The following is a 14,055-nucleotide window of genomic DNA, read 5'->3' as shown; positions in this document are numbered from 1 at the left end:
GGTTAACAAACCGGTATACTATATTAACCGGAGCATCGTTTTCTGTTAATACAACCATTTATGAAAATTTCATATATCAGGGAATTAGACGGTGTAAGAGGCATTGCTGCTTTAATGGTGATGTTTTTCCATTTCTTTTTCCAATTGAAAACCGACGATGCTTTTTTGCTGACAGTGAGAAAGCTGAGTTATTTCGGGGAAACAGGAGTTTCTTTATTTTTTGTTTTATCAGGATTTCTCATTACCCGTATACTGATGGCTTCCCGGCAAAATGAACGTTTTTTTTACCATTTTTATTTACGCAGGTCACTCCGTATCTTCCCTTTATATTACCTGTTCCTGGCGGTTTACTATTTTGTTTTTCCACTGGTTAAACATGTACCCCAGGAGCCCTTTTCTATGCAGGCCGTGTACTGGATTTACATGCAGGACTTTGCATTTACCTTCAACTGGGCTGCTGAAGGCCCCGGCCATTTTTGGTCGCTGGCCATAGAAGAACATTTTTATCTTTTTTGGCCGTTGCTGGTATATTATTTAAACAACAAAAAGATCACGTATGTCATATCCGCCATTATTATAACAGCCCTGCTCACCCGTGGGCTGCTGATTGCCGGCAATTATGAATACCGTTTTTTTACCTTTTCCAGGATGGATGAGCTGGCTATGGGAGCATTACTGGCCGTGCTGGAAGCAAAGGGAAAGCTTAAGCAGGTGAAACAAAACAGGAAAAGGTTCCTTTTCCTGTTTATAATAAGCGCCATTCTTGTACTGTTGTTCTGGCAGAGCCTTACCGGCACTTCATCAAATCTTTTCTTCAGGCTAACAAGGTTCCTTATACTTGGATTCGCTTACTTTTCATTTATCGGGTTTGTGATAACGGCCGGACAGGGTTTTTTCATTAAAAAAATGCTGCGTATCCCTCCGCTCATTTATACCGGCAAGATCAGTTACGGACTGTATGTATATCATCCCATTTGCTTTTGGCTGGCCAGGCAGTTTTTCAAAACAGGCAATATATGGATAGAGGCCATACTATGTTTTGCTTTCACCTATATTATTGCTTCGGGCAGTTATTATTTATTTGAAAAAAGATTTTTGAATCTGAAGAAGTACTTTGAATATAAACCCGGTAAAGCAGCCGGAGCATTGGCCGTGCAGCCTGCTTCACCTGCTAATATTATGAACAGGGAATTGTAAGGATCAAATTAGGTTTATTACAAAGCAAGCACCGCTTCAGGTGCGTGCCGGGAGTGCTGCGCTGTTTATTAAGAATATGCTATGTCCGTTCAACCCAAAATAATGGTCTTCACCGACTGGTACGAACCCGGTTTCAAGGCCGGCGGCCCCATCCGTTCCTGCGTGAACTTCGCCGCGTACATGAAGGAGGATTATGCCATATATATTTTCACCGGCGACAGGGACCTTGGTGATAAGCAGGCGTATCTGCAAATTGAAACCAACCGCTGGATAGAAAAAGATGGTGTTCAGCTCTTTTATGCATCTCCCGGCGCGCTGAACTGGGAAAGCATTCTGGTGCATGTACGGGATATTAAGCCGGATTATATTTACCTGAACAATATGTATTCGAAGTATTTTACTATTTATCCGCTGCTGATGAAACGTTTTGGCCTTATTACAGCTAAAGTGATACTGGCGCCAAGGGGCATGTTGAAATCAACAGCGGTACAATACAAACCTGGAAAGAAGAAATTTTTTTTTCAATTATTAAAGCTGCTTAATATACCCGGCAGGATTGTTTTCCACGCTACCGATTCCACGGAAGAAGCCGATATTAAAAATTTGTTTGGAGAGGCGGTTCCTACAAAACAGATCAGCAATTTCCCCCCAATGCAAAAAGATTTGCAGCCTATATATAAAGAAAGCGGATCACTGAAAATAATCTTTACAGGCAGGGTACATCCTATAAAAAACCTGGCTTTTTTATTGCGTTGCCTGCACCTCGTTGCGGGTAGCGTAATGTTAACTATTGTAGCTACTATTGAAGATGAAGGATATTGGTTAAAATGCAGGGAAATAATAGAAAGTTTGCCTCAACCTATCGCGGTTGAACTACGGCAGGATGTTCCGCATCAGGAGATTGAAGAACTGATCAATGCGCACCATCTTTTTGTATTACCCACCCTCGGTGAAAATTTCGGTCATGCCATTTTTGAGGCACTGAGTGCGGGTAGGCCGGTGCTCATCAGTGATCAAACACCCTGGCGCAGCTTGCAGGAACAGCATGCCGGCTGGGATCTGCCCTTAAGCAATGAAAAGGAGTTTGTGCGCGTGCTACAGGAAGTGGCCGGCATGGATGATGAAGCCTTTCAGCAGTGGAGCGCGGGGGCATGGCAGTATGCCAGGAACTTTATGGAAAGTTCGAACCTGAAGGAAAAGTATAAGGAGTTATTCAGTTAACGGCCCATAAGTGACCCGTCTTTGCGAAGCGGAAACGGTTGCTGGATATTAAAAGAATTATACACGCCGAAGCAATCTCCCTGTAGCGAAGCGGAGCAGTAGGCCCATTCAAAGAAATATAATCTGCCTCCGCCATCAGGAGATTGCTTCGTCAGATAGTATTTGGGGCAACATTATTCATCCGGTTGCTTCCTCGCAATGACGTGAGAGCGCAAGCCCCTTGTAGCGAAGCGGAGTAGTAAGCCGATTTAAAAAATATAATCTGTCTCCGCCATTGGAAGATTACTTCGACCTTTAAAAGTATTACGCAGCATTCAAATCCCTTTAGGGTCTCGTAATGACGTTTGTAAAAGGCGGCTTCATTTATATCATAACTAACCAGCACCACACTGTGCTGTATACAGGTGTAACAAGTAACCTGGTAGCAAGGATTCAGGAACACCGGGAGAAAGCATACCCCAAAAGTTTCTCAGCGAGATACAACATCAACAAATTGGTTTACTATGCATTCTTTGAAGCTATTGAGGCGGCAATTGAAGAAGAAAAGCGAATTAAGGGAGGTAGCAGAGAAAACAAAATAAGATTAATCGAAAGTATAAATTTGGGTTGGAAAGATTTATGGGAGGAGATAAAAGAGTGGTGACAATAAACGGCCCGTCTTTGCGAAGCGTAAAAGGATGTTCGAAGTTTGAAGAATTATACACGCTGAAGCCTGCCTGCCGGCAGGCAGGCAATCTCCCTGTAGCGAAGCGGAGCAGTAAGCCAGTTGAAAAAAATATAACCCGTCTCTACCATCAGGAGATTGCTTCGTCAGATAATATTTGGAGTAATATTATTCATCCGGTTGCTTCCTCGCAATGACGGGAGGGCGCAAGCCCCATGTAGCGAAGCGGAGTAATAGGGTAAAATCCGAAGTCAAAAATTCTAAATTCGAAGCAACGATAAACCATCAATATATAATCCTCCTCCGAATCAGGGGATTACTTCGACCCTTAAAAGTATTACGCAGCATTCAAATCCCTTTAGGGTCTCGTAATGACGTTTGTAAAAGGCGGCTTCATTTATATCATAACTTAACAGCACCACACTGTGCTGTATGCAGGCGTAACAAGTAACCTGGCAGCAAGAATAAAGGAACACAAAGAAAAAAAGCACCCGAAAAGCTTTTCAGCCAGGTATAATGCTGACAAACTTGTTTATTATTTTTTCTTTCCAACCATAATGGAAGCAATTGAAGAGGAGAAAAGAATTAAAGGAGGAAGTCGGGAAAATAAAATTAAAATAATTGAAAGCATGAATCCCGGTTGGAAGGATTTGTGGGAAGATATAAAGGAGTGGTGATATATCAAAATGCCCATTATAACAACGTCCTTGCGAGGCGTAAGCAGATGTTGGAACTTTGGAGTTCCGTCCACGCCGAAGCAAGCCCATTGCAGCGAAGCGGAGTAGTAAGCCGGTTTAAAGGATATTGATTTGTCTTCGGTATTAGGAGATTGCTTCGTCGCACAGTAATTCAGTTAACATTATAAATTCGAATGCTCCTCGCAATGGCGATAGGGATGAGGAGATTGCCATTATCTTTGCCACATTACCTAAATATTGAGGGAATAAGCATAGATGTCAGCAAATACAATAAATAATAAAAGCTTTAGTACAGATGTATATTTTAGGAATTAATGCCTATCATGCCGATTCATCAGCAGCTATTTTTAAAGATGGTGAAATGATAGCGGCTACGGAAGAGGAACGCTTTACAAGGGTAAAGCACTGGGCTGGCTTTCCGGTACAGGCCATTCAATTTTGTTTGCGCGAAGCAGGTATTTCATTAAATGAATTAGATTATATCACTATTGGCAGGAATGCCAAAGCTAAACTAATGAATAAAGTAGGCTATCTCCTTTCCAATCCTTCGCTGATCGCCGGAGCTTTTAGCCGGTACAAAAATGCACAGCAGGTGTCCGGCTTAGAAGATGAATTCACAAAAATTGATCCATCGGCCAACTACAGCAGCCTTAAACATAAGATCAAAAATATAGAGCATCACCGCAGCCACCTGGCTTCGGCTTTTTTTGCCTCGCCGTTTGAAGAAGCCGCCCTTCTTTCCATAGATGGTTCTGGCGACTTTACCACCACAATGATCGGTATCGGCCGGGGAAATAAAATTGAAGTTTTGGATAGTGTGGATTTTCCCGTTTCCTGCGGGTTGTTTTATACAGCTTTCACGCAATTTTTAGGTTTCCCCCATTACGGCGATGAATATAAAGTAATGGGGCTGGCTCCTTACGGAGAAGCTAAGTATACAGACAAAGTAAAAAAAGTGCTCCGCTTTTTACCCAATGGCTTATATACCTGGAACCAGGAATATTTTGTACCGCCTACAAAGGCAGGGTTTAAGTACGAAAATAACATGCCTTATGTGGGCAATCTGTTTTCTGATAAATTTATTGAAGAATTTGGCGCGCCCCGGAAGAAAGAAGAAGAACTCACACAATATCATAAAGATATCGCCACTTCCGTACAACGGGTTACGGAAGAACTGATCTTTCATATCCTGAAAAAATTGAAAGAAAGAACAGGTATGAAGAATGTATGCATCGCCGGAGGGGTGGCGCAAAATTCGGTTGCCAATGGTAAGGTTGCGGAAGCCACTGGTTTTGAAAACGTATATATCCCTTCTGCCGGGCACGATGCGGGTATTTCCATGGGCTCGGCTTTATATCTCTATAATCATGTTCTTGAACAACCAAGAGCAAAGCCCGTATGGTCTGCTTATACGGGTAGTAAATTTTCGAATGAAGAAATTGAAAGCTTTCTTCAGTCAAGAGGCATTGTATATAAGCGATTGGCCGATGAAGCGTTATTTGATATTGTTACGGAAAAGCTGATAGAACCCGGCGTGGTAGGTTGGTTTAACGGAAGAGCCGAGTTTGGTCCAAGAGCTTTGGGCGCACGGTCTATTATTGCTGATCCCAGAAACTCCAAAGCGAAAGATCTGTTGAACTTAAAAATCAAAAGACGGGAAAGTTTTCGTCCGTTCGCGCCTTCTATCCTGAAAGAATATACAGGCGACTATTTTACAAAAAAAGATGAAGTGCCTTTTATGGAAAAGGTATTTCCTATAAAAAAAGAAAAGCAGGCGGAAATACCCGCGGTAACACATGTAGATGGTACAGGCCGGTTGCAGACGGTAGACAAAAATATTTCTCCCCGCTATTACGGGCTGATAGACGCGTTCAGAAAAAAAACCGGCGTTCCCATTTTGCTGAACACTTCTTTCAATGAAAATGAACCCATAGTTAATACGCCTGCGGAAGCATTGGATTGCTTTTTAAGAACACAGATGGATATGCTGGTACTGGAAAATTGCGTGATAGAACGAAAATAACGATATACTTTATATTTTATAACTACAATATGAAAAAAATTCTTATTACAGGTTCTTCTGGGTTAATTGGTTCAGAAGTGTGTATGTATTTTGCAAATAAAGGTTGGGAGATTTACGGATTGGATAACAACCAACGGGCCGTTTTTTTTGGTGAACAAGGAGATACGAGGTGGAACCAGAAGCGGCTGCAAACCACACTCAAAAATTTTCGTCACCATGAAATGGATATCCGTAATCGTGAAGGAATTTTAAAACTGGTTAAAGATATCGCTCCCGATGCAATCATACATACGGCCGCTCAACCCAGTCACGACAAGGCAGCCAACATTCCGTTTGATGATTTTGATACTAATGCAGTGGGTACTTTCAATTTGTTAGAGGCAACCCGCCAGCATTCTACATCTGTTCCATTTGTACATATGTCTACTAATAAAGTTTATGGTGATGCTCCAAATGAAATACCAATGGTTGAATTAGATTCAAGATGGGACTATGCTGACAATACTTATCGGAATGGCATACCCGAAACTTTTCGGATAGATCATTCTAAACATTCACTGTTCGGTGCATCAAAGGTAGCAGCTGATGTGTGCGTACAAGAGTATGGACGGTATTTTAATATGCCAACAGCCTGTTTAAGGGGAGGATGTTTAACTGGACCAAATCATACGGGAGTGGAACTACATGGCTTTTTGAGTTACCTGATACGCTGTAATCTGGAAGAGAAAGAATATACGATTTTTGGCTATAAAGGGAAACAGGTTAGAGATAATATCCATTCTTATGATGTTGCCAATTTTATTAACGCGTTTATTGAAGCACCCAGAATTGCCGAAGTATATAACATTGGTGGTGGAAAAGAAAATACCTGTTCATTGCTTGAAGCTTTTGAATTGATCTCGGGTATTTCCGGTAAACCAATGAAGTACAGGTACGATAAAAATAATCGTAGCGGGGATCATATTTGTTATTATAGTGATTTGCGTAAGATGAGGTCGCATTACCCCGGTTGGGCTATCACTAAAGATCTTAACACCACTTTTACAGAGATTTATCAATCATGGATCAGCCGAAACAGCAAAAAATAACCATTGTTAATAAAAATTATCCCCCCAATCGGGGTATTACAGGAGAATCGGCCAATGAACTTGCTGTATGGTTACAGGACAATGGTTTTCAAGTTAAAATTATACATACGGATGGCGGATATGCGGGAGGTGAAAAATACACAGATCCTGCAGGAGAGCTTATATCGGTTAAAAGTATCTATAATGGCAAACGTAAACTGATCCGGCTTTTCGCAAGCTTTGTGGAAAGCTACAGATTAATCAGAAAAGCAAAACAGAAAGGGGAAGGATTGCTGATTATAATGACAGATCCTCCCTTTTTGATTTTATGGAGTGCATTGCTGCTCAAGAAAAAAAAATGGGCTTATTGGTCAATGGATATTTACCCCGAAGCGTTTGCGGCAGGGAAGTTAATATCTCATCGTAACTTATTATATAGAGTATATAAAAAAATAATGCAGAAAAGCCCTCCACATTATATTATTGCCCTGGGCGAACTTCAATTAGAATTTATTCTACGTAACTACCGCATTGCAGTACCAAATACAATCCTTCCATGTGGCATTAAAAAAAGCGGTATCAATACTACTAAAGTAACATCAATGCCCAACTGGAAAAATGATAATAAAATCATTTTAGGGTACTGTGGTAATCTTGGTGAAGCCCATTCTAAAAACTTCTTATTGACTATTATAGAATTATTAGATGCAAATAAATATTCGCTGGTGCTTTCGGTATATGGTTCAAAAGCCGGTGATGTCGTGTCTGTAGCTAAAAATAAGACTGGCGTAATTGTTACAGAGCATGTTCAACGCAACCATTTAAAATATATTGATGTTCATCTGGTAACCCTTTTACCAGAATGGAATCATATATGTGTCCCATCTAAAGCCATCAGCGCAGTGTGTGAAGGGGGGGTACTCCTGTTTTGTGGGAACAAGGAAAATGATAATTGGAGTTATCTTCAAAAGGCCGCATGGTTTATAGAAGAATCTGATAAGATGAGATCACAAATAAAGAATTTTTTGTGTGAGCTGACAAATGATGAAATTCAGCAAAAAAAGATAGAGGCAGATAAGCTTTCACTACAAATGGAAACAATTAAACAAAAGGCATTCGGGTGTATTGCGGAGTTCGCACAACAATGATGCATCAGGTACTATTTTTTCAAACTTCAGAATTCAACTATTCAATTTGAACCAAAACCCAGGCTCAGCCCTCAAATAAAATAGCTATAGTTGTGGCTACTGAAAATGAGAAAGCAGCAGCGAAGTGAAGTCACACCCTAAAGGTCACCAATGCGCTTATCGCGTACTTTCCCAATCTCAACCCTGTTTGCCGTGACAGATATCAAATATCAAATTTAAAATCTCCTGTTCCATGTTTTCCCTCTTCAAAAAAAAGCCGCCTGCTTTCAGTGGTAACCTCAGTGTACTGAAATGCGATATGCATTCGCATCTTATACCCGGCATAGACGATGGATCGCCGGATATGGATACTTCTATACAACTCATTGAAGGGCTGCGCGATGCGGGGTATGAAAAGCTGATCACTACCCCTCACCTCATGTTTGACCTGTACCCCAATAACCGGCAGATCATCATGCGGGGATACGAAAAGCTGAAAGCGGAACTGGAAAAAAGGAATATCAAAATGGAGTTGCAGGCCGCGGCGGAATATTTTTTAGATGATCATTTTGACAGCCTGCTGCAGAAAGATGAACCGCTGCTCACGATAAAAGATAACCTGGTGCTGGTGGAGTTTTCATTTGCCAGCGCGCCGCTCGACTACAAAGAGAAGTTATTCAACCTCCAGATGAAGGGTTACAAACCTATACTGGCCCATCCGGAACGATACGTTTATTTTCATCAAAAGCCGGAAAAATATGAGGAATTGAGAAATGCCGGTTGTTTATTCCAGGTAAATATTCTTTCCCTAAGTGGCTATTACGGCAAGACCGTAGCCCAAATAGCAGCGTGGCTTTTTAAACTCAGGTACATTGAGCTTTTAGGTACCGACCTTCATCATCACAGGCACCTTGCGCATTTGCAAAGCCCGGAAGTATATCAAAAAGTAAATGAAATTGCCGCAGCGTTGCCGCTCCTTAATAACCAGTTATGACGGTGACGGGTTACAGGTTTCATGTTGCAGGGTACAGGGTACAGGGTACAGGGTGCAGGGTGCAGGGAACCAAAAATAAATTTGAATTCAGGTGGAAGCTACCAGCATTCAGCGGTCATCCATGAGCAGGGAAGTGCACACAAAGCGTACTTCTGCTTGTCATTTAATAGTTTACCAACTGATAGCCGATGGCTGATAGCTGAAAGCCTGTAGCCAACGATCACAAAAAAAGTCACCCCGTTGCCGGGATGACTTCAATGTATTTGTGCTGTAAAGCAATTAAGCAATTTCTACTTCAGCGCCAGCTTCTTTCAGCTTGGCTGCAACTTCATCGGCTTCAGCTTTGGCAACACCTTCCTTAATAGGTTTGGGAGCGCCGTCAACTAAGTCTTTCGCTTCTTTCAGCCCTAAGCCGGTAAGGTCTTTAACGATCTTTACCACGCCTAATTTGTTAGCTCCTGCAGCTTTCAATATTACGTTGAACGCTGTTTTTTCTTCCGCGGCGGGTGCAGCAGCAGGACCAGCAGCTACGGCCACTGCAGCAGCAGCGGGCTCAATACCATACTCGTCTTTCAGGATCTTTGCTAATTCGTTTACTTCTTTTACTGATAAGTTTACCAACTGATCAGCAAATGCTTTTAAATCTGCCATTGTTATCAAATTTTTTCCGCCTTCATTGCCTGTGCTCCGGCGGAGTTATTAAAAAAACTTGTTGTATATTATCCCCCAGGCCGGGGATAAGTAATTTGAAAATATTGCAATTTGAAAATTTGAAAATGTAATTCGCAATAAAGAAAGTCATTTTCAAATTGCCACATTCATTAATTTACTCTCTTCTTTCCTTGAATTTCAGAAAAATATAGCAACTTGACCTGGGTAGCCCATTAGCACATTGCCATATTTTCAAATTTTCAAATTAATTCGCTCTTTCTTCCAAAGCCTTTATCAGCCCTGCTAATTTGTTACCGGCGTTTAATGCGCTCATCACATTTTTGGCAGGCGACTGTAACAGTCCGATGATTTCACCGATAAGATCATTTTTGCTCTTGAGCGCAGTTAACGTTTGTAACTGGTCGTCGCCCGCAAACACATCACCATCAATAAAAGCCGCTTTAAGCTCAGGCTTTTTACCGTTGTTTGCTTTACGAAATGAGCTGATGATCAATGCCGGCTCTTTGGCGTTTTCTGAAAACAGCAAAGCGGTTACATTATTTAATGAATCATACACCCCCGCAAATCTTTCATTATCTAAAGACTCCAGCGCCTTTTTGATAAGGGTATTCTTTGCTACTTTCATTTCCACCTGCTTGTCGAAGCAGGCGCGGCGCAGGTTAACTACCTGTGCTACTGACAAAGATTCGGTATCGGTAACGTAAAAATTATTGTATTGAGAGAACTTGCCTTTCAGCAATTCAATCACTTCGTTTTTTTCCTGTTTGGTCATACAAAAAGATTTTTGTGCTGTAAAAGCATTAGTTCACAAATGATTTGGTGTCAATAGCAATGCCGGGGCTCATGGTGCTGGCCATGTACGCGCTTTTGAGGTAGGTGCCTTTAGCGGTTGACGGCTTTGCCTTAATGATGGCATTGATGAATTCCTGGCTGTTTTCCACGATCTTTTCGGGAGCAAAACTTACGCGTCCCACGGATGCATGAATAATACCGGCTTTATCCACCTTAAATGCTATTTTACCACCTTTTACTTCATTTACAGCTGCAGCTACATCATTGGTAACGGTTCCTGTTTTGGGGTTAGGCATCAGGTTGCGGGGACCCAATATTTTACCCAGCTTACCAATTTTGGGCATTACAGCGGGAGTAGCCACAATTACATCCACATCAACCCAGCCGCCTTCAATTTTGGTTACAAATTCATCTAGTCCCACATAATCGGCGCCTGCAGCTCTCGCGGCTTCTTCTTTATCGGGTGTACAAAGTACCAGTACTCTTTTTGTTTTACCTGTTCCGTGTGGTAAGGTAACCGTACCCCGGATGGCCTGATCCGCTTTTTTAGGATCAACGCCCAGGCGGAGGTGGATATCAACCGAGCTGTCGAATTTTGTTGTATTCACTTCCTTAACAAGAGCGGAAGCCTCCTTCAGTGAATACGCCTTATTTTTATCTATTTTAGCTTCCGAAGCTTTTCTTTTTTTACTGATTGCCATTTTCTTTCAGTTTTTGGAAAGTGAAGATTTAATTTTCCCATGGGGCTTTACCATCAACAGTAATACCCATGCTGCGTGCCGTGCCGGCAACCAGGCGCATGGCGCTTTCCGTAGTAAAGCAATTCAGGTCGGCCATTTTATCTTTAGCGATCAATTCAACCTGGTCCCAGTTTACTTTACCTACTTTGTTGCGGTTAGGTTCTTTAGAACCTTTTTGCACTTTGGCAGCTTCCAATAACTGAACGGATGCGGGGGGAGTTTTAATGATAAACTCGAAAGACTTGTCGGAATACACCGTAATCAATACGGGGAGCACTTTACCCATTTTATCCTGCGTACGCGCATTGAACTGCTTACAGAATTCCATGATATTGATACCCTTGGAACCCAACGCTGGACCTACAGGTGGCGCAGGATTAGCCTGCCCGCCTTTTACCTGCAGCTTTACATATCCGGTAATTTCTTTTGCCATTTTTTTACATTTTTTGGTGTTAACGTGACGCTTTCGGCGCCACTCCCAAACAAAAAGAACTTTTTGGGGCGGCAAAGATACCGGGAATATATTATTTGGCAAAATTAAATGAGCAGGTTCCTGGCGCCTTGTATTCCTGCACCCTGTGGCCCGCCCCCATTTTCAAACCGGCATACCAGCCTGCCGTTCGCCCGGATGAACGTTTCGGACGGGGATGGCTGGTTCTTACCTTTCCCCTTTTACATCTTTCCATGCCCATAAATGCATACAGGCGTAGCTGCGGTAAGGCGCCCATTTTTGTGATATGCTTAATATCTGCCGCCTGAAATCTTTTTTATCCGTATTGTCCAGCGTATACAAATGCCGCATAGCTGTTTGTATGCCCAGGTCATCGGCCGAAAAAACATCTTCCCGCCCAAGTGCAAACATCAGCAGCATTTCCGCTGTCCACCTGCCCACACCTTTTATTTGTGTAATATAAGCAATCACTTCTTCGTCATCCATTAGGTTCAGCTTGCGGGCGGTTATTCCCTGCTCCATAGCAAATGCGGCTACGTTCAGCACATAGCTGGTTTTGGCAGCCGACAGGCCAATGGAGCGTAAAACTTCAAATGGCGTTTGGCTTATCTGCAGGGTGCTGGGCCTGGCGCCCCCATACAGGTTAAGAAAACGTTTGTAAATAATATCAGCTACTTTAACCGAAAGCTGCTGGCTCATAATAGAAGCGCAGAGGTAAAGATAAATATCCCTCCTTTTCTTTAACTGAAGTGGCTTTTGCCATTGGAGCAGGCTTTTCAGTTGTTTGTCGTTACAAAGATGTGCCACATAATGCATGGGTAAGCCCTTTAAATGATATTCCAGCTTACATTTCCGTCTTTCTCATCTTTTAATATAATGCCCTGCTGTTGCAGCTCGTTGCGTATTTTGTCGGAGGTTGCGAAATCCTTTCTCGCTCTTGCTTCCTTCCTGATCTGTATCAGCAACTGTAACACCCCGTCTAAGTGTTTGTTACTGGTGGCCTTATCATCCTTCAATCCAAAAACATCCGTTAAATAGGTGGTAAACTGCTTTTGCAGCAATTCAAATGTAAACCGGCTGATGCTGTTTAACGGAATTTGCCCGCCCTTAAAAGAATTGATAACGGGAACTAATTCAAACATATTAGCCAGCACTTTTGCCGTATTAAAATCATCGCTCATGGAAATATCAAACTCCGTGATCAGCCCGCGGCAGCGGCTGTCCGTTTCACTGTCTGATGCCGTTTCCTGAAGGCCCGATGCCTGCTGCTGCAAATGTTCAAGATTTTCATATGCTTCCCATAATCTTTTCAATCCTTTTTCAGCGGCCTGCAAAGCTTCATTACTGAAATCGAGCGTACTCCGGTAATGCGTTTGCAGCATAAAAAAGCGTACCGTCATGGGTGAATAGGCTTTCTCGAGCAATGGATGATCGCCTGTGAATAATTGTTCCGGTAAAAAGCCATTGCCCGCGCTTTTACTCATGCGCGCACCATTAACGGTGAGCATATTGGTATGTATCCAGTAATGAGCAGGACTTACATTATAGCAGGCCTGCGATTGTGCAATTTCGTTGGTATGATGCGTTGCCGCCAGGTCCATTCCGCCGCCATGAATATCAAATTGTTTTCCCAGATATTTTTCACTCATTGCCGAACATTCTATATGCCAGCCAGGGAAGCCCATGCCCCAGGGAGAGGGCCATTGCATTAAATGTTCCGGTTTTGCTTTTATCCATAATGCAAAATCCAGCCGTCCCTTCTTTTCATCCTGCCCGCTGAGGTCGCGGGTACCTTCCAGCAAATCTTCCAGCTTCCTGTTGGTAAGAATGCCATAGGGTTTTTCCTTGTCGTATTTCTCCACGTCGAAGTAAACGGTACCATCTACCTCATAAGCATAGCCGTTTTTGAGGATATGCTTTACCATTTCAATTTGTTCTGAAATATGACCGGTTGCCGTAGGCTCAATGGTAGGAGGAAGGTTGTTGAACAGTTCCATCACCTTATGAAAGCCCAGGGTATATTTCTGAACAATTTCCATAGGTTCCAGCTTTTCCAGCCGGGCTTTTTTTGAGAATTTGTCATCACCTTCATCCCTGTCGCCCTCCAGGTGTCCTGCATCGGTTATATTGCGTACATACCTTACTTTATACCCGAGGTATTTTAAATAACGGTATATGATATCAAAGGAAATAAAAGTACGGCAGTTGCCTAAGTGCACATCGCTGTAAACCGTAGGGCCGCATACATACATACCCACGTGGCCCGGCGTAATGGGCGTAAACACTTCTTTTTGCCTGCTCAATGAATTATAAACCTTCAGTTCTGCCATACCGCTGTTTAATGTTGTATATGTTTATTGCAAATATAAACGGAATAAATATTCCGGTTGATAAACCCCGTGTTAAACA

Annotated in this window: 14 protein-coding genes; 8 read left to right on the top strand and 6 right to left on the bottom strand. The window is 42.4% G+C overall.

Translation table 11 applies throughout. The features are described from left to right. The first annotated feature begins 60 nt into the window (after positions 1-60). From PLE34_RS01795 to PLE34_RS01760, 8 genes are all read left to right on the top strand, one after another. Positions 61-1,197: an acyltransferase family protein gene (locus PLE34_RS01795; RefSeq protein WP_324553624.1), complete on the top strand. Its 1,137-nt coding sequence runs from the start codon at positions 61-63 to the stop codon at positions 1,195-1,197. 81 nt (positions 1,198-1,278) lie between these two features. Next, on the top strand, positions 1,279-2,418 hold the full coding sequence (locus PLE34_RS01790) for a glycosyltransferase family 4 protein (RefSeq protein WP_324553622.1): 1,140 nt from the start codon (positions 1,279-1,281) through the stop codon (positions 2,416-2,418). A 337-nt stretch (positions 2,419-2,755) separates the two neighbouring features. Beyond that, positions 2,756-3,061, top strand: coding sequence for a GIY-YIG nuclease family protein (locus PLE34_RS01785; protein ID WP_324553620.1), 306 nt, complete (start codon positions 2,756-2,758; stop codon positions 3,059-3,061). Positions 3,062-3,507: 446 nt separating this feature from the next. After that, positions 3,508-3,759 (top strand): GIY-YIG nuclease family protein, encoded by a 252-nt coding sequence (locus PLE34_RS01780; protein WP_324553619.1) that lies wholly within the window; start codon positions 3,508-3,510, stop codon positions 3,757-3,759. A gap of 316 nt (positions 3,760-4,075) precedes the next feature. Beyond that, positions 4,076-5,803 carry a carbamoyltransferase family protein gene (locus PLE34_RS01775; RefSeq protein ID WP_324553617.1) on the top strand — a complete coding sequence of 576 codons (1,728 nt, stop codon included), beginning with the start codon at positions 4,076-4,078 and terminating at the stop codon, positions 5,801-5,803. Positions 5,804-5,832: 29 nt separating this feature from the next. Further along, positions 5,833-6,891: an NAD-dependent epimerase/dehydratase family protein gene (locus tag PLE34_RS01770; RefSeq protein ID WP_324553615.1), complete on the top strand. Its 1,059-nt coding sequence runs from the start codon at positions 5,833-5,835 to the stop codon at positions 6,889-6,891. After that, the gene (locus tag PLE34_RS01765) at positions 6,864-8,018 is read left to right on the top strand and encodes a glycosyltransferase family protein (RefSeq protein ID WP_324553613.1); all 1,155 of its coding nucleotides are present in this window, start codon (positions 6,864-6,866) and stop codon (positions 8,016-8,018) included. Before PLE34_RS01770 ends, PLE34_RS01765 begins: the two co-directional genes overlap by 28 nt. A gap of 232 nt (positions 8,019-8,250) precedes the next feature. Then, the gene (locus PLE34_RS01760) at positions 8,251-8,991 is read left to right on the top strand and encodes a tyrosine-protein phosphatase (RefSeq protein ID WP_324553611.1); all 741 of its coding nucleotides are present in this window, start codon (positions 8,251-8,253) and stop codon (positions 8,989-8,991) included. A 279-nt stretch (positions 8,992-9,270) separates the two neighbouring features. Here PLE34_RS01760 and rplL read toward each other — a convergent pair whose 3' ends face one another. The 6 genes from rplL to cysS all read right to left on the bottom strand — a co-directional run bounded on the left by rplL (position 9,271) and on the right by cysS (position 13,976). Next, the gene (gene rplL / locus PLE34_RS01755; RefSeq protein ID WP_324553609.1) at positions 9,271-9,642 is read right to left on the bottom strand and encodes a 50S ribosomal protein L7/L12; all 372 of its coding nucleotides are present in this window, start codon (positions 9,640-9,642) and stop codon (positions 9,271-9,273) included. Between the two features lie 265 nt (positions 9,643-9,907). Then, positions 9,908-10,435 carry a 50S ribosomal protein L10 gene (gene rplJ / locus PLE34_RS01750; RefSeq protein ID WP_324553607.1) on the bottom strand — a complete coding sequence of 176 codons (528 nt, stop codon included), beginning with the start codon at positions 10,433-10,435 and terminating at the stop codon, positions 9,908-9,910. A gap of 28 nt (positions 10,436-10,463) precedes the next feature. Next, positions 10,464-11,156: a 50S ribosomal protein L1 gene (rplA, locus tag PLE34_RS01745; RefSeq protein WP_324553605.1), complete on the bottom strand. Its 693-nt coding sequence runs from the start codon at positions 11,154-11,156 to the stop codon at positions 10,464-10,466. A 28-nt stretch (positions 11,157-11,184) separates the two neighbouring features. Further along, complete coding sequence (gene rplK, locus PLE34_RS01740) at positions 11,185-11,628, bottom strand: 50S ribosomal protein L11 (RefSeq protein ID WP_324553603.1); 444 nt, start codon at positions 11,626-11,628, stop codon at positions 11,185-11,187. A 225-nt stretch (positions 11,629-11,853) separates the two neighbouring features. Further along, positions 11,854-12,462: a DNA-3-methyladenine glycosylase family protein gene (locus PLE34_RS01735; RefSeq protein ID WP_324553601.1), complete on the bottom strand. Its 609-nt coding sequence runs from the start codon at positions 12,460-12,462 to the stop codon at positions 11,854-11,856. 11 nt (positions 12,463-12,473) lie between these two features. Then, positions 12,474-13,976, bottom strand: coding sequence for a cysteine--tRNA ligase (gene cysS / locus PLE34_RS01730; RefSeq protein WP_324553599.1), 1,503 nt, complete (start codon positions 13,974-13,976; stop codon positions 12,474-12,476). Positions 13,977-14,055 lie beyond the last annotated feature (79 nt).

It is taken from the genome of Agriterribacter sp. (assembly GCF_035445465.1).
Taxonomy (GTDB): domain Bacteria; phylum Bacteroidota; class Bacteroidia; order Chitinophagales; family Chitinophagaceae; genus Agriterribacter.
The sequence above is the reverse complement of the archived record's forward strand: the minus strand, read 5'-3'. Positions and strand labels throughout refer to the sequence as shown.